We start from the raw sequence: 19,076 nt of genomic DNA, 5'->3' as shown, positions 1-19,076 counted from the left end.
GATGTCTGCCACGCCTACCGCTTCATTGCCACCGTCGCACATGCCCTGTCGCATTTCACGCATTGCGCGCCTCTTTTGCGACGGTGGACGTTTATAATTCGCGGCTTTATGCCAGTCGGCAAACGTTGCGGACCACCGGGAGAGGAAATCATCGTCATGGCCGAAGTGAAATCCGATATCGAGATCGCCCGCGCGGCGAAGAAGAAGCCGATCCAGGAAATCGGGGCGCGGCTCGACATTCCGTCCGAACACCTACTTCCCTATGGCCATGACAAGGCGAAGGTTTCGGCCGAGTTCATCGCAGAGGCCCGCAAGAACGGGAACGGCAGGCTGATCCTCGTCACGGCGATCAACCCGACGCCGGCGGGTGAAGGCAAGACCACCACCACCGTCGGTCTGGGCGATGGTCTGAACCGCATCGGCAAGAAGGCGGCGATCTGCATCCGCGAGGCCTCGCTTGGCCCGTGCTTCGGCGTCAAGGGCGGGGCGGCCGGCGGCGGCTATGCCCAGGTGGTTCCGATGGAGGACATGAACCTCCACTTCACCGGCGATTTCCACGCCATCACATCGGCCCACAACCTTCTTTCGGCGCTGATCGACAACCATATCTACTGGGGCAATGCCCAGGAGATCGACACGCGCCGCGTCGCATGGCGGCGTGTCATGGACATGAACGACCGGGCGCTTCGCGAGATCGTCTGTTCGCTTGGTGGCGTGGCCAACGGTTTCCCGCGCGAGGCGGGCTTCGACATCACCGTGGCCTCCGAGGTCATGGCCATTCTGTGCCTTGCGACGGACCTGAAAGATCTCGAAAAGCGGCTCGGCGACATCATCATCGGCTATCGCCGGGACAAAAGCCCCGTTCACGCCCGCGACATCAAGGCCGATGGCGCCATGACCGTGCTCCTCAAGGACGCGCTTCAGCCCAATCTGGTGCAGACGCTGGAAAACAATCCGGCTTTCGTGCATGGCGGCCCCTTCGCCAACATCGCCCATGGCTGCAACTCGGTGATGGCGACCACCACGGCGCTGAAAATTGCCGACTATGTGGTGACGGAGGCCGGTTTCGGTGCCGATCTCGGTGCGGAAAAATTCTTCGACATCAAATGCCGCAAAGCAGGCCTCAAGCCCGCCGCCGCCGTGATTGTGGCCACCGTACGGGCGCTCAAGATGAATGGCGGCGTCAAGAAGGAAGACCTGGGCACCGAGGATGTCGCATCCGTCAAGGCGGGCTGTGCCAACCTTGGCCGCCACATCGAAAATGTGAAGCAGTTCGGCGTGCCGGCCATCGTCGCCATCAACCATTTTCATACGGACACGGATGCCGAGATTGAGGCGGTAAAGGCGTATGTGGCCGAGCAGGGGGAGGAAGCCGTTTTGTGCCGCCACTGGGCTGAAGGCTCTGCCGGTATCGAAGAACTGGCACACAAGGTGGTGGCGCTGGCCGAAAGCGGAGTCTCCCAGTTCGCACCGCTTTATCCCGATGACATGCCGCTTTTCGACAAGATCGACACGGTGGTGAAGCGCATCTATCGCGGCTCGGAGGCGATTGCCGACAAGTCCGTGCGCAATCAGCTAAAGCAATGGGAAGAGCAGGGATACGGCCACCTGCCGGTCTGCATGGCCAAGACGCAGTATTCCTTCTCCACAGATCCCAATCTGCGCGGTGCGCCGACCGGGCATGTGGTGCCGATCCGCGAGGTGCGGCTTTCCGCCGGTGCCGGTTTCGTGGTGGCGATCTGCGGCGAGATCATGACCATGCCAGGCCTGCCGAGAGTGCCTTCGTCAGAGCATATTTTTCTCAATGAAAACGGCCTGATCGAGGGACTTTCCTGATAAGTTGAGTCTGATGGGGGGCGGGCTGCGGGCCCGCCAACTGCCGGCACGGGGACAGAGCGCAGGCCCGTATGTGGTACAAACTCAAGTTCACTTGAAGTTTGGCCTCGATCGTGAAATTCTCAGCCTCAACACGGGAGGCTGCCAATGCTCACTATCAACCAGGTTTCGCGGCGCAGCGGCGTTGCCGCCTCCGCCCTGCGCTACTACGAGGAGCGGGGGTTGATTACTTCCGAGCGAGCGGGCTCGGGCCATCGCCGCTACGAGCGCGCCGTGCTGCGTCGCGTGGCCTTCATCGTTTTCGCCCAGCGGGTGGGGCTTTCGCTCGACGAGATCAAGGCGGAGCTTGGCAAGCTGCCAACCGACCACGTGCCCAGGGGCGATGACTGGGCGCGCCTTTCGGAAAACTGGACGAAGCGCATAGACGAACGGATCGCGGAAATGGAACGGCTGAAGCGTGGCCTCACCGAATGCATATCCTGCGGTTGCCTGTCGCTCGAAACCTGCGCGCTGACGAACCCGGCCGACCGGGCAGGGCGAATGGGGCCGGGTCCGCGATACTGGGTCGGCGGCAGGGCGTGAAGCTCCGGCGCTAGACCGGTTCACCGTTTCACGGAAACGCCGCTCCGCTCTACCAGTCTGTTTTTCCGAATTCATGCGGACGTCCGGTGAATTCACCTGACTGCAAAATGCTCTACTCCTCCCTAATGCGTCTTGCCCATGCGCGCATGGCGGTCGGCAGCCATCTGGAAAAGCCAGCACCCAGCGTCTCGTAGCGCTGTACGAAGTCGGGGTGGTTTTCGTAGATGTCAGCGAGACCGGCATAGGCCTTGGGCGGGCAGGGCTTCGCCCACATCCGCGCGACCCAGGCGCGATGCCGTTCCACAAGCGGGTCGAGCGCTCGCGCTTCGGGAACAGTGCCGTTTTGCATCGCCTTGACGAGGTCTGCCTCGATCGCGGCCAACGCCTGCATGTGCCCCGCCATGGCCTGTTCGCCGGTTTGCTTTGCCGATGAACCGCCTGGAGCGATTTCCTCGCGGATCGATTCACCGAACCTCTCGGTGAGCCATGTCTCATACTCAGCCTGTTTTTCAGGCGCTACGAAACCTCTGTAGAGCTCTTCATGTTTCATCGCACGTTCTCCGTTCAGATGGGCGATCGTGCGGTCGATCGTCCTGACAAGCTGGCGATGGCGCTTCGCTTCCGCTTCCAGTAGGCGACGCTGTTGCTTCAGCGCCGCCACACCGTCGAAATCCGGGCTGTCGAGAATGGCGCCGATCGTTTCGAGCGGCAGTCCAAGCCCGCGGTAAAGAAGGATCTGTTGCAGGCGCAGCAGTTCCTCCTCGCCGTAGTAGCGATAGCGGTTTTCGCCGACACGCGCCGGGGGAAGGAGACCGATCTCGTCATAATGATGAAGTGCCCGCACCGAGATGCCGGCGAGCTTCGCCACATCGCTGACCGTCCATTCCTTCATTGCTCGTGCCTCCGCAGGACGAGAGAGATAGTCCCTCACGTAGCGTGAGGGTCAAGCAGCACTCGGTCCGGGATCGTCGTCACCGCCGGAAATGACAGCCGCGCGGTGAGGGACTGTACCTGTGTCCGCACTGTGGACGAGGCGCAGCGCGGGACGTTTCGTCGCGCGCATTTTTCTGCGTGCGGCTTCGGGCTGGTAAAGCACCGCTTCAAGCACAACACGCTCGGGCGCGGCTGTGCCATCTCGCGGCAGGACGATTGACTCGCCTGCAGCGAGCCCCAGAAGCGCAAGCCCGCGCAATGTCGTCAGTGGCAATGTCAGGCCGACGAAGCCCTGCAGTTCGTCATGGCTGATGATGCGCGTCTGCGGTGGCTCGTCGCCGATGCGAAAACGCACACGGCTGTTCAGCGTGGTGACGTGAGCCGGCATGTCTTCCCGGAAGATGACTGTAGCCGCGTCGAGTTTTGCGCGCAAAAGCGCGGCATAGGTTTCACCGAACCTGTGCCTGCGCTCCTGCAGGAATTCGAGGATGGTGAAGTCCTTGGTGGTAAGAATGCATCCCTGTCCGGTCCACACGGCAATCTCCTGCACGATCTCCAGCGCGGTTTCAGCGTCCTGGGAGGGGAAACCGCGAACAGACAAATCCGCGCAGCCTTGCGTCGGCGGCGCAGCTTGAACATCGGTCGTCCGGCCCCTGCGCCCGGGAATGACGCAGGGGCTAGGCTCCCGTCAGGAGATGTCCCGTGAAAAAGCGGAGATTGGGGCTGGACATGGCGACAGGCTCAGGCGGCGTTTTCTGCCTGGGTTACGCGCACCACGGTCAGCCTGTGGGTCTGGCCCGTGCGTGCGGCCCAGTCGATTGACTGGCCTTCCTTGAGCCCGATCAGGGCCGTGCCCACCGGGGTGGTGATGGAAATGCGTCCCTTTTCGATGTCCGCGTCGCCTGGATAGACGAGCGTGACCGTCTTCTCGGGGCCTTCGTCTGCCGTGTAGACGACGGTCGAACCCATGCGCACGATGGTCGAGGCAAGCGAACCGTCGCGTACCACGCGTGCCCGGTCGAGTTCGGCCATCATGGTTTCCGACGCTTCGGGATTGCGGTCTTCCAGCGCCTCGGCCAGGCCGGTCAGGCGTTCATAGTCGGTCTCGGAAATCGTGATGCTCGGCTTGCGCCCTGTCTTCTGCTGCATTGGCTTGTCCATGCGTGTCATGCGGGCATGCGTTCGGTTCATGCCGCGAGGCTTCAATTGTCATAGAAAGTCTTGGTGATGCGCCCTAGAACCGTTTCCGCCGCTCGATTTGATCGCCTCGATCAATCGGCGGAAGAGCGCCCCTCGGTTCGGAGGCGCACAGCACCGAACCGGGGGTCAATATCCCGCAATGGGACATACCCGGAAGAGAACGGAAATGTGTTTTCGGTTCGTGCTCATCTCATAAACGTGGTGCGCGGATGCGGCGATGTCAAGGCGGTAGCCGTAAATGTGGAACCGTTGCAGGATCAGCTTCGATCCTGTCTGCTGCGACCGGTGCGTCGTTTGAAGCGAAACCCTTCGGGCATTGCCGCGCGCACCATGATCATCTCGCCGATCGTTTCATGAGTGATGAGGCCGACAAGCCGGTCATGACTGTCGAGAACGGCCACTGCCGGGGCCTGCGCTTCCTGCATCAGGCGCACCCCTTCGGTCAGGCTCTGCCGCCTGTGAACGGTCGGAAGGCCGGTGCGCATCGCACTGGCTGCCGGTGCATCCGGCCCGGCATCCTTAAGGACGCGCATCATGTCGTTGCGCGTGATCAACCCCTCCAGATGGCCGTTTCCGTCGACCACCGGAAACTCGTTCTGCGTTGTGGCGAGAAGCAGGTCGATTGCCTCGCCGACGGTCGCCGAGCGGTCCAGCGTGGCAAATTTTCTTACCATCACATCCCCCGCCAGAACGCTGTTCGCAACGCTGCGAATCTGCGCGTTCTGCGCTTCTGCCGAAGCTGCCAGATAGACGAAGATGGCGATGAAGATCAGAAGCGGATTGTAAAGCAGTCCCAGAAAGCCGAACAGAAAGGCGAGGCCCTGGCCGATATTGGCGGCGATTTGCGTGGCTCTGGCCCAGCTCAGCCGGATTGCCAGGAGCGCGCGCAGCACGCGCCCGCCATCCATCGGGAAGGCAGGAATGAGATTGAACAGGACGAGGAAAATGTTCACGCCGGCGAGGCGAACCAGAAAGTCGGCGCGTGGATCCTCCACCTGGATCATCTGCTCGATGCCGGCCGAGCCGCCGAGCGCGAAAATGATCAGCGCTGCGATGATAACGTTCACCAGCGGTCCGGCGATGGCGATCACCAGTTCCTGCATCGGTTCTTCGGGCATTCGCTCCAGCCGCGCCAGCCCGCCGATGGGCAACAAGGTGATGTCAGGCGTCCTGATCCCGTAGCGGCGGGCGGCCAGCGCATGGCCAAATTCGTGCAGAACCACGCAGGCGAACACGGCAAGGATAAAGGCGACGCCCTCCCAGGCGGCGGCACTGCCGCCGATCTGGTAGTGCATGAACCAGATCCAGACCAGCAGAAGAAAGAAGGTTACATGAACCCGCAGCACCGTGCCGCCGATTTTGCCGATGTTGAAAGACCAGCCCATGAACATCGCTCCTGTTGGAAAGACACGGCTATACCTTATTTAGGGTCAGGACCAATTAATATGACCACAATGGCGTTCGATAGACCAAGAGATGCAAGGAGAAGCCCGCAGAGCGGGGTCCTTCCCCCGGTCAAGGGGTTTGACGCGGCAGGTCGCCGGTCTATCGATCGTCCTTCGGATCGGCCTGATTTGCACGGCCTACTTTGTCGCAAGATCTTGAAAGACATGAAGTCTTCCTGCGGCCTTGCTTCGCGTGTCCGCACAAATCAGGCCGACCATTGCGGCCATATTAATTGGTCCTGACCGTAGGCAACATTCGCGGTGTTGGCATCCCGCGCATCGCGAATTCGGTTGATTGAGGGAGTTGCTTCGGGGATGGCATTTGCAAAAAGGGGTTTCATTCGACAGGTTGCGCGGCGACGCAGGGCGCTGGCGCCCGTGCTTCTCCTCCTGGTTCTGACGCTTGGTTCGTTCATATTCCTGGCGATAGCCGATGAAGTCGCGGAGGGGGAGATCAAGGCGCTGGACGAACAGGTGCTTCTCGCCCTGCGCAATCCTCTGGACGCTTCGGACCCGCTCGGGCCGCCATGGCTGGAGGAAGCCGCTCTGGAGATAACCGCCATTGGCGGTTATCCGGTTATCGTTCTGTCTCTTCTGGTGGTGGCCGGCCTGCTCCTCGTGATACGGCGCTATGGCGCGGCCTTCTATGCGGTTCTGTCCGTCGGTTCCGGCGCACTCGTCTCCTACATTCTGAAAAACCACTATGAGCGCCCGCGGCCCGACATCGTCGAGCATCTGGACGTGATCCATACGGCGAGTTTTCCAAGTGGTCACGCCACCGTCACCACAGTCACCTATCTGACACTGGCGGCTCTTGTCGTGCGTTTCTTTCCGGACTGGCGCATCAGGCTCTATGTGCTCGCCGTGGCGGTTTTCATATCGTTCATCGTGGGTGTCAGCCGCATCTATCTGGGTGTTCACTGGCCGAGCGATGTTGCCGCCGGCTGGGCGCTGGGCGCGGCGTGGGCAAGTTTCACATGGCTGTGCCTCAGCCTCCATGCGCTCTATCGCGGCAGACGGCTGGCCGATGGTGCTGGAAAGCGGTTGCGTGAAAGCTCCGTCGAGGCTATGGAGAAACCATGACGACGATTTCTTGCGCAAAACTCTGGTGGTGGGTCCGTTAACAGCGGCCGACCGTGCAGTGTGCGCGCAGAAAAGACAATGGCCGCAGGTGAAAACCGGGCGGCCATTTTTGTCTGCGCTTCCCGGCGATGCCTGAAAAAGGGAGCATGAAATGAGCCTGGAAGTTCTGGATAACGGCGCCGAGCAATTTAAAACGGCAGGCGGCGTGACCATCACGCGGACCCGTGTGGAAACCGTCTATGAAGGTGCCATCGACACCTATATCGATGCGCTGGACGAGCGCCGCGGCGCAGTCTTTTCTTCCAATTACGAATATCCCGGTCGTTACACCCGCTGGGACACGGCGATCATCGATCCGCCGCTGGTGATCTCGGCGCGCGGTCGTGACATGAAGATCGAGGCGTTGAATGATCGGGGCAGGGCGCTTCTGCGCATCCTTGACGACCGGGTTGCCGGGCTCGAGGCTGTCACAGTGACGGAGCGAGACGACGCACTGCTCGCGCTGGCCGTCGCAGAGCCCGAACGGGTCTTTTCGGAGGAAGAGCGTTCCCGCGTGCCGACGGTCTTCACCGTGCTGCGTGCCATCACCGATCTCTTTCATACCGATCACGATGCCAATCTGGGGCTCTACGGTGCGTTCGGCTACGATCTCGCCTTCCAGTTCGACCCGATCAAACAGAGCCTCGAGCGCCCCCAAAGCCAGCGCGACCTGGTGCTTTATCTGCCGGATGAGATCCTCGTGGTCGACCACCACGCTGCAAAAGCCTGGCACGACCGTTACGACTATGCGGCGGAGGAAGCTTCGACGGCTGGCCTTCCACGCGATGGCGTAAAGGCGCCTTTCAAGACGGCCGATCATGTGCCGCCGCGTGGCGATCACGAGCCCGGCGAATATGCGCGCCTGGTCGAAAAGGCCAAGGAGAGCTTCCATCGCGGAGATCTGTTCGAAGTGGTGCCCGGGCAGATGTTCATGGAGCGGGCCGAGCGGCGTCCGTCGCAGATTTCGCGGCGCCTGAAAGAGATCAACCCGTCGCCCTATTCCTTCTTCATCAATCTCGGTGAACAGGAATATCTTGTCGGTGCCTCGCCGGAGATGTTCGTGCGGGTCAATGGCCGGCGCGTCGAGACCTGTCCGATCTCCGGTACCATCAAGCGGGGCGACGACGCCATTGCCGATGCCGAGCAGATCATCAAGCTCCTGAACTCCAAGAAGGACGAGTCCGAACTGACCATGTGTTCGGATGTCGACCGCAATGACAAGAGCCGTGTGTGCGAGCCGGGTTCCGTGCGGGTGATCGGGCGCCGCCAGATCGAGATGTATTCGCGTCTCATCCACACGGTCGATCACATCGAGGGACGGCTGCGCGAGGGCATGGACGCATTCGATGCGTTTCTGAGCCACGCCTGGGCCGTCACCGTGACCGGTGCGCCGAAACTCTGGGCCATGCGTTTCATCGAGGAAAACGAGAAGAGCCCGCGCGCCTGGTATGGCGGTGCCATCGGCATGGTGCATTTCAATGGCGACATGAACACCGGCCTGACGCTGCGCACCATCCGCATCAAGGATGGTGTGGCGGAGGTGCGGGCAGGGGCGACGCTCCTGTTCGATTCCGATCCGCAGGAGGAAGAGGCCGAAACGGAACTCAAGGCGTCGGCCATGCTGTCGGCGATCCGCGATGCCGGGAAGACAAACATGGAAAACGAAACGCGCGCCGGCGCCCGTGTCGGCGAGGGGCTGAAGATCCTGCTCGTGGATCACGAGGATTCCTTCGTGCACACGCTCGCCAATTATTTCCGCCAGACGGGCGCGGAGGTGGTGACGGTTCGTGCGCCGGTCGCAGACGAGGTGTTCGACCGTGTGGCACCGGACCTGGTTGTTCTGTCACCGGGACCGGGGCGGCCGGAAGATTTCGACTGCAAGACCACAATCGCCAAAAGCCGGCAGCGCAAACTGCCGATCTTCGGCGTGTGTCTTGGCCTGCAGGCGCTTGTCGAGGCCTATGGCGGTGAGCTGCGTCAGCTTGCAGAGCCCATGCATGGAAAGCCCTCGCGCATCCGCGCCAGCGGCAACAGCCTGGTGTTCTCAGGTCTCCCATCCGAGGTGACGGTGGGGCGCTACCATTCCATCTTTGCCGACCCGGTGCGCATGCCGTCCGCCTTCATGGTGACGGCGGAGACCGAGGATGGTGTGGTCATGGGCATAGAACATGAGGATGAACCGGTTGCGGCCGTGCAATTCCATCCCGAATCGATCATGACACTCGGACAGAATGCCGGCATGCGCATGATCGAGAATGTGGTGGCGCATCTGCCACGAAAGGCGCGTGTGAAAGCGGCCTGACACATTGGCCATTTGGGTTCCCGCCGGGGTTGGGCGGGAGCGACGGAAAGGAACCGCCATGCCATCCAATGGCAAGCTTCAACGCATCGCGATGTGGTCCATCGTTGTTGCGCTGGGCATTTTTGCGCTCAAGCTTGCCGCGTGGTGGCTCACCGATTCCGTGGCGCTCTTTTCAGATGCGATGGAATCGGTGGTCAATGTCGTCGCCTCATGTGTGGCGTGGTACGCGCTGCGCATCGCCCACACGCCGGCCGACGACAATCACCCGTTCGGCCATCACAAGGCCGAATACTTTTCCGCCGTTCTGGAAGGCGTCCTCATTGTCGTTGCCGCGCTGCTGATCATCCATGAGGCATGGACGGCTCTTTTCGAGCCCCGTCCGCTCGCAGCTCCGGTTGTCGGCCTCGTGATCAACGGGCTGGCCGCGGTCGGCAATGGCCTGTGGGCATGGCTTCTCATCTCCACAGGGCGAAAGGCCCGCTCACCGGCCATGGTCGCGGACGGGAAGCATTTGTGGACCGATGTCGTCACCTCTGCCGGTGTCATTTTCGGTCTCGTGCTTGCCGTGGCCACGGGCTGGTACTGGCTCGATCCGGTGATGGCGCTTGTGGTTGCGCTGAACATCCTGTGGCACGGCTGGCATCTGGTGGGCGATTCCGTGCAGGGGCTCATGGATGTATCGGTGGAACCCGAGGAGTTGGCCCGGATCGAGCGCGTGATCGCCGACAATGATGAAGGTGCCCTCGAATTCCACGATCTCAAGACGCGTGAAGCGGGCAGGGCCCGCTTCATCGAGTTTCATCTCGTGGTGCCGTCCGACATGACGGTCGAGGCCGCACACCGCATCTGCGACCGCATCGAAGGGGCGCTCGAAAAGGCCCAGCCCGGTGCGGAAGTCACCATTCACGTGGAACCGGAGCACAAGGCGAAATTCTGCTGATCAGGAGCGGTTGATGCCCTTTTCCAGCACGTCGGGATAAGTCTTCACGATCTCCTGCACTTCGTCGCTATAGTCTTCCATCTGCTGGATTTTGCGGATCTCGATGGTCTCATTGGGCGAACCGGGGCAGCGCTTGGCCCATTCGATGGCATCGTCGAGTGTCGGAACGTTGATGATCCAGAAGCCGCCGAGCACTTCCTTGGCCTCGATGAACGGTCCGTCGATCACCACTGGCTCGCCGCTGGCGAACGAAACCCGCGCGCCTGCAGACGGCGGATGCAGGCCCTCCAGCGCTTCCAGTACACCGGCGGCACGCAATTCTTCATTGTAGGCCATCATCTTGGCCACCGCGTCGGCCGGCAGGTCGAGCTCGGGACCGGCCGTCTCATATCCTTTGGGGATCATCAGCATCATGTAGCGCATGGAGTGTTCCTTTGTCTGTGCTTGTCCGACCCAGGACGGATGAGAGGGGGACGATCCGACAGGCTCATCGATTTTTGTTTGGTGAGCCCGGCCCCCTGCGACGCTACCGCGAGCGTGATTTCCGCGCCAGATAAAGCTTTCCGCCGATCCAGGGTCAGGAGCTAAGCGGCCCTGCGTTCGGCGAGCTGGCGATCGAGACGGGCGTAGCCCTGCTCCATACCATCGGACATGGGCGACTTCAGGATGTTGTCGCGCGCTTCCTTCGACGTGCAGCGGATCACCATTTCCATGCGCGTGGTCTCGCCATCGTCTTCGAAGGTGGTGATGATCTCCGTGCCCCCGCCGGTCCAGTCCTCATCGAACATCTCTTCATGGACAATACGGTGGGGTGCATCGATCTCCCGATAGGTCGCCGTCATGCCCATATCGGCGCCATTTTCGGTGTTGTGCCACACATAGCGGCCCTTGCCGCCCGCCCGAAGGTCGATCTCGCACACGGGCAAGGTCCAGTTTTCCGGGCCGGTCATCCAGCGCTTGATCAGCTCGGGTCGCGTGTGAGCGTCGAACACCATCTGCCGCGGAGCATTGAAGCGGCGGGTGATCACGAGCTCCCTGTCACCACGCGCGGTGACGGTGATGGTCCTGGAGTGTGACATGCGGGGCTCCTTTCGGTGTCTGGTCAGGAAAGGCGTGGGGCCGGATCAGCCCGTGCCGGCCGGCGGATCATTCACGGTCTTCAGGGTCTCAAGAAGGGCGTCGAGCTTTGCGTAGCGCACCTCCAGGAACCGACGATACTGCTCCAGAAAGTCGATGGCCTCGCCCAGCGGGCGGGCTTCCAGCTTGCAGGGACGCCTCTGTGCATCGCGGCTGCGTGAGACGAGCCCAGCCTTCTCCAGCACCTTGATGTGCTTGGAAATGGCCGGCTGGCTCAGATCGAAAGGTTCCGTCAGCTCCATCACGGTCGCCTCTCCTTCGGCAAGGCGTGCGAGAATCGCCCGTCGCGTCGGGTCTGCCAGAGCCGCGAATGTCGCATCGAGTTGATCGGTTTGCATGACGCTCACTTAATATCTTATCGGTTATATAGCCTATTGGAAATGTAAAATCAATCGACAGCACCAGCGGCCATGGGACGTGGACATTCCCATATGCGGCCCGATCCTGTATGCCGTCATGGCAGACAGTCGGGACGCTTGTTAATGGACACCACGCCGCAGACTTCCTTCAAGGGCCCTCTCACGCGTCTTGATCCTGTTTTCCAGTGGCTGTTTCTCATCGCTCTCACTGTGGTTTTTGCCGGCGTGATGCTTTTTGGCGCGCTGCCGGCAGCACTTCTCATCGGCCCCATGCTGGCAGCCGTTGCCACGGGGGCACTGGGGGCGGGCATTCGCGTTCCGGGTCTTGGGTTTGCCTCGGCGCAGGCGCTGGTGGGGCTTCTGATCGGCGGCTCACTCGAGCCCGCAATCATCGCCTCCTTCGCCGATATCTGGCCCATCCTCCTGCTTTCGGTTCTGGTGACGGTCGCGGCCAGCAGCTTTCTGGGTTTTCTCGTCAGCCGCTGGAGGATACTGCCCGGCACGACAGCCGTCTGGGGCTCTGCGCCGGGGGCGGCCACGGCCATGGTTCTCATGGCGGGTGCTTTCGGTGCCGATGCACGGCTCGTGGCTTTCATGCAGTATCTGCGGGTGATCTTCGTCACCGTTGCCGCTGCGCTCATTGCAAGGCTGTGGGTCGACACGTCCGGTGTCGATGCGCCTGAAACGGTCTGGTTTCCCCCGATCGATCTTGCAGCCTTCGCAATCACGCTGGTCACGGCGCTGGCGGGTGGCCTGTTCGGCAGGCTGGTGCGGCTGCCGGCGCCATTCTTTCTTGGAGGCATGCTTGCAGGAGCGCTTGTGCATCTGGGCGGCGGTATCGCGCTGGAGCTTCCGCCCTGGCTCATGGGCGCGGCCTATATGGTGGTGGGCTGGACCATCGGCCTGAAGTTCGACCGCGCTCTCTTACGCACCGCTTTCAGGGCATTGCCGCAGGTGGTGATTTCGATTCTCGCCCTGATGGCATTCTGCGGTGTGCTCGCCTGGTTCCTGCATGTGGAATGGGGCATCGATCCGCTCACCGCCTATCTGGCCACGAGCCCCGGCGGCATGGATTCCGTTGCCATCATTGCGGCCGCCGCCTCGCAGGACGTGAACCTCTCTTTCATCATGGCTGTGCAGATGGCGCGCTTTCTCTTTGTGCTTCTGGCCGGCCCGCCCATCAGCCGCATGGTGGCGCGCTGGGCGGGTGGCTAGGGTCCTGACCCTGGGGTCAGCCAATGGCCGCACGCGCGCCTCTCCAGAAGTCCAGATAGGTTTTCGGCGCTTCGGGGGATGTCATCATCTGCTGGCTGAGAAATATCCCGACAAGGCCGTTCTTCGGGTCGGTGTAGGCCGTGGTGCCATAGCCGCCGTTCCAGCCAAAGCTGCCCTGCGCCAGCCATGGCCGAGTGTTCTTGAGCCCCACTGACATGCCGAGCCCCCAGCCGGCGCCGCCATCGTCCATGAACATGGCGGCATGGGGCGCCTGCTTCTGTTCCCGTGTGAGTTGATCCCGCGTCATCTCTGTCACGGTTTCGGTTCTCAGGTAGCGTCTGCCATCGAGCGTGCCGCCATTGAGCATCATGCGGCAGAAGGCAGCGTAGTCGTCCACCGTGGTTACCAGCCCGCCGGCGCCAGAATCCATCTGCGGCGGTGTTGAGAAGTCGATGCCCTGTTCCGGGCCAAACGGGATCGCCCGTATATCGCCATTGGCAAAATCCGGCCCATACTGGACGGGCAGGCGGTGCTGCTTGTCGTCCGGCACGAAGAAATCCGTGTCCTTCATGCCGAGCGGCTCCAGAAGGCGGGTCTTCAACACCGCGCCAAGCCGTTCGCCCGTCGCCCGCTCGATCAGGATGCCGGCAACGTCGAGACCGTTGTTGTAGAAAAAGCTTTCGCCTGGATTCGCGGCGAGCGGCAATTCGCCGAGCTTCTTCATATAGGCATCGGACGACATTTGCGGCAGGACCCAGTTCGGCGCGACGCCGGCCTCGCGCATTGCCGCCTGGATCGGATAGGCTTCCGGAAACACCATGATGGCGCCGAGACCGAAGGTCATGGTCAGCAGATGGCGCAGGGTCACGGGTCCATTGGCCGGCACGGTTTCATCAAGCGGCCCGTCGATCCGTTTCAGAACCTGGCGGTTTGCAAGTTCCGGCAAAAGATCGTCGACGGGGCCGTCCAGCGTCAGCACGCCATCCTCCACAAGCATCATCGCCAGCGCCGCCGTCACCGGCTTGGTGATGGATGCCACGCGATAGATCGTATCGCGCGCCATGGGCGCACCCGCACCGTTCATCCCGAAGGTGCCGGTACTGTCCACATGCGTCTCTCCGGCATGGTGGATGAGCCATGTGGCCCCGGCGAGCTCACCCGCATCCACACGGGCGCGGATGGAGCGGCGCAGTGCGTCGAGTGCCGCTTGGTTGAATGATGCAGTCTGCATGGCGCTGGACCCCCTGGGGAAAGCGGAACAGACAAGAATGGCCGAGGTACCGGTGACGAGCGCGCGGCGGATGCGATCAGGCGCCGTCGTTTTTCTATGTGGCATTGTTCGGGGCTCCCGGCAGTGTCAGTGTGGGTTTTCTGTCGAGTGGAACCATGTGGAAATAGGGCTCCGCTTCAGACAGTGTCCGCATATAGCTCGGTCGTTCCATCAGGCGTACGAGATAGGCAGCCAGTTTCGGGTGCCCGTCGATGACTGGGATGATGTTATTTGCGTAGAACAACGCGGGGGCTGCTGAGCAGTCGGCCAGCGAAAACAGATCACCCAGCGCCCAGCGCTTTCCAGTCATCAGGCTTTCGAGAAAGGCATAGGAAGCCTGTAGACCCTTCATCGCCTCCTCGACGCCGAACGGGTCGCGGCATTCGTCGGGCCTTAGCTGGTCACCGACGATCTTCTGCACATGGTAATGGACGTAGTTGTCGAAATAGCGATCGAGCATTCTTGCCTCAATCGCCGCCTCCGGGTCAGCCGGCACGAGGCGTGCCGGGCCAGGATAGAAGTGATCGAGGTATTCGATCACCACGGTCGATTCCACCACGGTGCGCCCGCGCAACTCGTCCACCAGGGCCGGGATTTTGACTGCGGGCGAAATCTTTCGAAATGCTTCGCGCTCGGTCGCGTCCATCAGGTTGGGCGTGATGGGCTCGAATGGTGTGCCATTCTCGTAGAGCGCGATCAATGCCTTGTGGCAGTACGAGGAGAGGGGGTGCATGTAGAGTTTCAGGGACATGGAGGGTTCCTGCGCTGTCAGCCGGTTCAACGGTTTGAGTGCTCTGCGATTGCCGCGATGATTTCCGGCCAGTCGCCGGGGTGGAGTTCATGACCGCCGCCCTCGATTTTCAGGAGCCGCGCGCCGGCAACGGTGTCGGCCAGCAAGGTGCCGTGGTCCACGGGGAAGATCGGATCCGCTGTGCCGTGGATTACAAGAAGGGGCGCTTCCAGCCCGGGGAGGCGGCCATCAAGCCCCTCGCCACCCTTCAGCATGAAATGATTGGTCGCGCTGACAAAGTTTCTCGCGCGTTTTACGTCGCTTTCCACAAGGTTACGGGCGCGCACTTCGTCATAGGGATGTGCGGTGCCGGCAATCATCTTGGTGTCCCTGACGATGAAGTCGATCACCTGTTGGTCGTCGGTCCAGTCTACGTTTTCGCCTGTGGAAGCATGTTCCATATAGGCGGCGCTGGTCTGCGGCAGCCCGGATGTGTCGATCCCGACGGGCGTTGTGGAGATCAGGGTCAAAGCCCGTACGCGCTGCGGGTGTGTGAGCGCTGCGATCTGGGCGATCATCCCGCCAAGCGACATGCCCGCAAGATGAGCCTTTTCGATGCCGTAGCCGTCGAGGATACGGATCGCGTCCTCGGCCATATCGTCCATGGTATAGGGCGGGCTTCCGGGCTGGTAGCTGGTGGAAAGCCCGGTGTCGCGATTGTCGTAGCGGATCACATAGTGGCCGCGCGCCGCAAGGTCCTGGCAAAACTCCTCCGGCCACCAGAGCATGGATGCCATCGCTCCCATGATGAGCAGAATGGCTGGATCGGCCGGATCGCCAAAGCTCTGGGTGGCGAGTTCCACGCCGGTGTCGGTCTTGATCATGCGCATTCTTTCGTCTCCGTCTCTTGCCGTGAGTTCGGCGGCTTGAAGGGGCACTGCGATGTTGCAGATCGTCAGCGCGGCTGCCGACTGTAGAATGATGCGGCGGGTCGGTTTGAAGGGGGTCATGAGTGTGCGTTAAATTGCTCTGGCGTATCCGCGGGATTTTGGTCGGGCGTATAACGCAGGATCAGCGTGCCATTGCTCAGCGGCCTGCTCTCGATGAGGGTGAACCTGCGCCGCCCGCTGCCCGGCTTGAAGAAAGGCGTGCCCTTTTCAAGCTGCACCGGCACCACGCCCAGCATGAGCTCGTCGATCAGCCCCTCTTTCAGCAGGGAGGCGCTGAGGTCGGCGCTGCCGAATATGTAGATGTTCTTGCCGGGCTCGGCATTCGCCTTCAGTTCCCGGATTGCGCCAGAAATGTCGTCGGTTACCCGGGTGTTGTTCCAGTCCGAACTGGTGAGGGTTCGTGAGGCGACCAGTTTGGGAAGAGCGTTCATGAAGGCCGTCACTTCGGGTTCGTCGGCGGCATCGGCGCTGGTCCAGTGCGCCTTCATGCCTTCATAGGTGACACGACCGAAGACGAGCGCGGCGGCGCTCTGGCCAAAACTCATGCTTAGCGCCTGCAATTCCTCGCCCCAGGCCTCGCCGTGATGGTCGAGGTCCCATTTCTTCTCCCCCTCGAAATAGCCGTCCAGCGTTACGAGTACCCAGACAATGACCCTGCTCATTCCGTCCTCCTCAGCAGTGTAGTTGTGCTTCGCTTTTAAAACTGGTTTCATTTTCAAACTGGTTGCACCATATGCAAACTGGTGGCAATATGCAATCAGAATTTTTTGGAGGTTCTATTGCAGGATCAGCATCGTTCGGGCTGCCCGATCAATCTCACCGTCGAGGTGGTCGGCGACAAATGGAGCCTCGTCGTCGTGCGCGACATGATGTTCGGCAACAGGCGCCATTTCCGCGAACTGTTGAACGGTTCCATGGAGGGCATTGCCTCCAACATTCTCGCCGATCGCCTGCGGCGCCTGACGGCAGAGGGGGTGATTTCGAAGGCGGACGACCCCAGCCACAAGCAGAAGGCGATTTACAGTCTGACGGAGAAAGGCATTGAGCTGGTGCCTGTCTTCGCCATGATCGGTGCCTGGGGCAGCAAATGGCTTCCGGTCACCGAGGAGCTTTCGATCCGGGCGAAGCTCCTTGCGGAGGGCGGGCCGCCGCTCTGGGAAGAGTTTATGGAAGATCTGCGGGTAACGCATCTCGGAGCACCGCCGGACCCGGACAGGAGCGGGCCCGATGTGCGCGAGCGGCTTCAGGCGGCCTATGAGGCGGTGGTGGCCCGCCAGGCGGGAGGCGGTCGAAACTGACCGCCTCAGGCGTATTCGTCATGGAGCCGCCACCAGCGATAGGGCGCGCTCTGCGGTGTGCCTTCGGGTGACGCTTCCCATGTCTCCTGCCGTCCATAGGGCGTCAGGTCGAGCAGGGTCCAACTCGTGCCGAGTGCTTCCACCCCGCGGCCGCTGGTGTGGTAGGTGTGGTAGATCGACCCGCCCTCGCGCAAAAAGACGTTCAGGCCGAAGCCGCCTTCCACCCCGTGATCTGCGTTGAAGGTGGAATTCATCACGGAGTACCAGGGCAGGGTCCAGCCCATCCGCTCTCTGAACGCCTCGATGTCCTCCACCGGTGCGCGTGAAACGAGTGCCAGGCTCGTATCGCGGGCGTTGAGATGCGCGGGATCCCCCAGATTGTCGACAAACATTGAGCAGCCGGAGCAGGGGGCGGGGTCGGCGGGTTTCAGCATGTGGTGATAGACGATCAGTTGCCTGCGGCCTTCGAAAAGCGCCTCAAGCCCGTGGCTGCCTTCGCCATCCACGAAACGATAGTCCTTTTCGACCCTGACACGGGGCAGCAGTCGCCGCTCGGCGGCCAGTGCATCGCCTGCCCGTGTGTGAGCCTTCTCCTTTGCCAGCAGCGCCTCGCGCGCCTTGAGCCATTCCTCGCGTGATACGGTTTGCGGTTCCATTGCTGCACTCCTCCGTCGTGTTTTGTTGCTACGCCGCCTGCGTCAGCAGTGCGTCCAATCGCCTGAAGCAGGAGGTCCACCCCTCCGCATGGCCGTCGCGCGAGGCATCCGAGGCAAAGAATGCCTGGTGAAAATGCATGCGGGTTTTTCCGTCTGCGGTTTCGCTGAAGGAAATGGTCACGACGGTTTCGTGGCCGCGATCGCCCTTTTCGTCATCCCAGGCGTGGGTGAAGACGATGCGTTCGGGCGGCGAGACTTCACGATAGGCTCCGCTCACCCAGTGTTCCGCGCCGTCGCTGCCGCGCATGCAGGTGCGAAACCATCCGCCGGTGCGGATGTCGCCTTCGGAGACCGGTATGGTCATGCCTTCCGGGCAGCCCCAGCGGTCCAGATGCTCCTTGCGGGTCCACATCTCGAAGACGAGGTCGCGCGGGGCATTGAACACGCGCTGGATGGTGAGTTCGGCATCGGCTTTCTGCGTTGTTTCCACACTCATCGCTGTTGCTCCTTCTGCAATTCTTCCAGGTAGCTGTCGAGACGGTCAAAGCTTTCGTCCCAGTAGCGGCGGTAAGCCTCCACCCAGCCGGCAATGTCCTTCAACGGGCCAGCCTGGAGCCGGCATGGGCGAAACTGTGCTTTTTTTCCGCGCGAGACGAGGCCGGCTTTCTCCAGAACCTTCAGGTGCTTGGAGATGGCCGGCAGCGTCATCTCGAAGGGTTCCGCCAGTTCGTTGACGGTCGCTTCGCCCTCGGCCAGCCGGGCGAGCATCGCCCGCCGGGTCGGGTCGGCGAGGGCGGAGAATGTGGCGCTCAGCGCGTCGCTCTGCATTTATTTCACCAGTTAGTTAATTATCTTTTTGGTAAAATACAGATCGCGAACCCGGTGTCAAGGACCGGGCCTGCTGGCCGCGCGACGATCCACTTGCCAGCCGCGCCGGCGTCGTTTAAGGAAGCTTCCATGATGACGCGCCAGACAGTTTCTTTCTCCGCTCGTGCCGCCTTTGCCGGCGCGACCGTGCGCGCGCTTGCTTCAAGCCTTCTTCTTCTCGGCCTTATCGGCGATCGCCGGGTCCGTTGAAGGAGCGCCCGGCGATCGATGTCG

At 61.6% G+C, this 19,076-nt stretch carries 21 protein-coding genes; 7 read left to right on the top strand and 14 right to left on the bottom strand.

Annotated features, from left to right (window positions below; genetic code table 11):
• The first annotated feature begins 156 nt into the window (after window positions 1-156).
• Window positions 157-1,836: a formate--tetrahydrofolate ligase gene (locus tag AC07E3_RS10680; protein ID WP_336069628.1), complete on the top strand. Its 1,680-nt coding sequence runs from the start codon at window positions 157-159 to the stop codon at window positions 1,834-1,836.
• 147 nt (window positions 1,837-1,983) lie between these two features.
• Window positions 1,984-2,418, top strand: coding sequence for a redox-sensitive transcriptional activator SoxR (soxR, locus tag AC07E3_RS10675; protein ID WP_065815493.1), 435 nt, complete (start codon window positions 1,984-1,986; stop codon window positions 2,416-2,418).
• A 112-nt stretch (window positions 2,419-2,530) separates the two neighbouring features.
• On the opposite strand, the gene AC07E3_RS10670 is transcribed toward soxR, so the two are convergent.
• The 4 genes from AC07E3_RS10670 to AC07E3_RS10655 form a co-directional block, all read right to left on the bottom strand.
• Window positions 2,531-3,310: a MerR family transcriptional regulator gene (locus tag AC07E3_RS10670; RefSeq protein WP_478361774.1), complete on the bottom strand. Its 780-nt coding sequence runs from the start codon at window positions 3,308-3,310 to the stop codon at window positions 2,531-2,533.
• A gap of 51 nt (window positions 3,311-3,361) precedes the next feature.
• Window positions 3,362-3,952 carry a GreA/GreB family elongation factor gene (locus AC07E3_RS10665; RefSeq protein ID WP_255606454.1) on the bottom strand — a complete coding sequence of 197 codons (591 nt, stop codon included), beginning with the start codon at window positions 3,950-3,952 and terminating at the stop codon, window positions 3,362-3,364.
• A 140-nt stretch (window positions 3,953-4,092) separates the two neighbouring features.
• On the bottom strand, window positions 4,093-4,500 hold the full coding sequence (gene rnk / locus AC07E3_RS10660; RefSeq protein WP_336069635.1) for a nucleoside diphosphate kinase regulator: 408 nt from the start codon (window positions 4,498-4,500) through the stop codon (window positions 4,093-4,095).
• A 308-nt stretch (window positions 4,501-4,808) separates the two neighbouring features.
• A complete protein-coding gene (locus tag AC07E3_RS10655) occupies window positions 4,809-5,936 on the bottom strand; it encodes a site-2 protease family protein (RefSeq protein WP_223006055.1) in 1,128 nt (375 codons plus the stop codon).
• A gap of 375 nt (window positions 5,937-6,311) precedes the next feature.
• Here AC07E3_RS10655 and AC07E3_RS10650 point away from each other — a divergent pair, with 375 nt between their 5' ends.
• From AC07E3_RS10650 to AC07E3_RS10640, 3 genes are all read left to right on the top strand, one after another.
• Window positions 6,312-7,079: a phosphatase PAP2 family protein gene (locus AC07E3_RS10650; RefSeq protein ID WP_336069639.1), complete on the top strand. Its 768-nt coding sequence runs from the start codon at window positions 6,312-6,314 to the stop codon at window positions 7,077-7,079.
• A 151-nt stretch (window positions 7,080-7,230) separates the two neighbouring features.
• Window positions 7,231-9,420: an anthranilate synthase gene (locus tag AC07E3_RS10645; RefSeq protein WP_478361770.1), complete on the top strand. Its 2,190-nt coding sequence runs from the start codon at window positions 7,231-7,233 to the stop codon at window positions 9,418-9,420.
• A gap of 58 nt (window positions 9,421-9,478) precedes the next feature.
• Window positions 9,479-10,360: a cation diffusion facilitator family transporter gene (locus AC07E3_RS10640; RefSeq protein ID WP_478361768.1), complete on the top strand. Its 882-nt coding sequence runs from the start codon at window positions 9,479-9,481 to the stop codon at window positions 10,358-10,360.
• Here AC07E3_RS10640 and AC07E3_RS10635 read toward each other — a convergent pair whose 3' ends face one another.
• The 3 genes from AC07E3_RS10635 to AC07E3_RS10625 all read right to left on the bottom strand — a co-directional run bounded on the left by AC07E3_RS10635 (window position 10,361) and on the right by AC07E3_RS10625 (window position 11,835).
• Complete coding sequence (locus AC07E3_RS10635; RefSeq protein ID WP_007008723.1) at window positions 10,361-10,783, bottom strand: YciI family protein; 423 nt, start codon at window positions 10,781-10,783, stop codon at window positions 10,361-10,363.
• Between the two features lie 161 nt (window positions 10,784-10,944).
• Window positions 10,945-11,439 (bottom strand): SRPBCC family protein, encoded by a 495-nt coding sequence (locus tag AC07E3_RS10630; RefSeq protein ID WP_223006046.1) that lies wholly within the window; start codon window positions 11,437-11,439, stop codon window positions 10,945-10,947.
• A gap of 45 nt (window positions 11,440-11,484) precedes the next feature.
• On the bottom strand, window positions 11,485-11,835 hold the full coding sequence (locus tag AC07E3_RS10625; protein ID WP_065815487.1) for an ArsR/SmtB family transcription factor: 351 nt from the start codon (window positions 11,833-11,835) through the stop codon (window positions 11,485-11,487).
• 144 nt (window positions 11,836-11,979) lie between these two features.
• On the opposite strand from AC07E3_RS10625, the gene AC07E3_RS10620 reads away from it, so the two are divergent.
• Window positions 11,980-13,071 (top strand): AbrB family transcriptional regulator, encoded by a 1,092-nt coding sequence (locus tag AC07E3_RS10620; RefSeq protein ID WP_478361764.1) that lies wholly within the window; start codon window positions 11,980-11,982, stop codon window positions 13,069-13,071.
• Between the two features lie 16 nt (window positions 13,072-13,087).
• Here AC07E3_RS10620 and AC07E3_RS10615 read toward each other — a convergent pair whose 3' ends face one another.
• From AC07E3_RS10615 to AC07E3_RS10600, 4 genes are all read right to left on the bottom strand, one after another.
• Window positions 13,088-14,302 carry a serine hydrolase domain-containing protein gene (locus tag AC07E3_RS10615; protein WP_478361762.1) on the bottom strand — a complete coding sequence of 405 codons (1,215 nt, stop codon included), beginning with the start codon at window positions 14,300-14,302 and terminating at the stop codon, window positions 13,088-13,090.
• A 94-nt stretch (window positions 14,303-14,396) separates the two neighbouring features.
• On the bottom strand, window positions 14,397-15,092 hold the full coding sequence (locus AC07E3_RS10610; RefSeq protein WP_336069654.1) for a glutathione S-transferase family protein: 696 nt from the start codon (window positions 15,090-15,092) through the stop codon (window positions 14,397-14,399).
• A 26-nt stretch (window positions 15,093-15,118) separates the two neighbouring features.
• The gene (locus AC07E3_RS10605) at window positions 15,119-15,955 is read right to left on the bottom strand and encodes an alpha/beta fold hydrolase (RefSeq protein WP_478361811.1); all 837 of its coding nucleotides are present in this window, start codon (window positions 15,953-15,955) and stop codon (window positions 15,119-15,121) included.
• Window positions 15,956-16,077: 122 nt separating this feature from the next.
• Window positions 16,078-16,683, bottom strand: coding sequence for a dihydrofolate reductase family protein (locus AC07E3_RS10600; protein WP_478361760.1), 606 nt, complete (start codon window positions 16,681-16,683; stop codon window positions 16,078-16,080).
• Window positions 16,684-16,800: 117 nt separating this feature from the next.
• Here AC07E3_RS10600 and AC07E3_RS10595 point away from each other — a divergent pair, with 117 nt between their 5' ends.
• A complete protein-coding gene (locus AC07E3_RS10595; RefSeq protein ID WP_322338639.1) occupies window positions 16,801-17,319 on the top strand; it encodes a winged helix-turn-helix transcriptional regulator in 519 nt (172 codons plus the stop codon).
• Window positions 17,320-17,324: 5 nt separating this feature from the next.
• Here AC07E3_RS10595 and AC07E3_RS10590 read toward each other — a convergent pair whose 3' ends face one another.
• From AC07E3_RS10590 to AC07E3_RS10580, 3 genes are read right to left on the bottom strand one after another with little or no spacing between them, the layout of a single operon-like run.
• On the bottom strand, window positions 17,325-17,975 hold the full coding sequence (locus tag AC07E3_RS10590; protein ID WP_478361757.1) for a DUF899 domain-containing protein: 651 nt from the start codon (window positions 17,973-17,975) through the stop codon (window positions 17,325-17,327).
• A gap of 28 nt (window positions 17,976-18,003) precedes the next feature.
• A complete protein-coding gene (locus AC07E3_RS10585) occupies window positions 18,004-18,471 on the bottom strand; it encodes an SRPBCC family protein (RefSeq protein ID WP_065815481.1) in 468 nt (155 codons plus the stop codon).
• Complete coding sequence (locus AC07E3_RS10580; protein WP_478361754.1) at window positions 18,468-18,803, bottom strand: ArsR/SmtB family transcription factor; 336 nt, start codon at window positions 18,801-18,803, stop codon at window positions 18,468-18,470. The genes AC07E3_RS10585 and AC07E3_RS10580 overlap by 4 nt, the downstream gene beginning before the upstream one ends.
• Window positions 18,804-19,076 lie beyond the last annotated feature (273 nt).

It is taken from the genome of Nitratireductor lacus (genome assembly GCF_056431025.1).
This window is presented reverse-complemented; position numbering and strand designations above follow the sequence as displayed.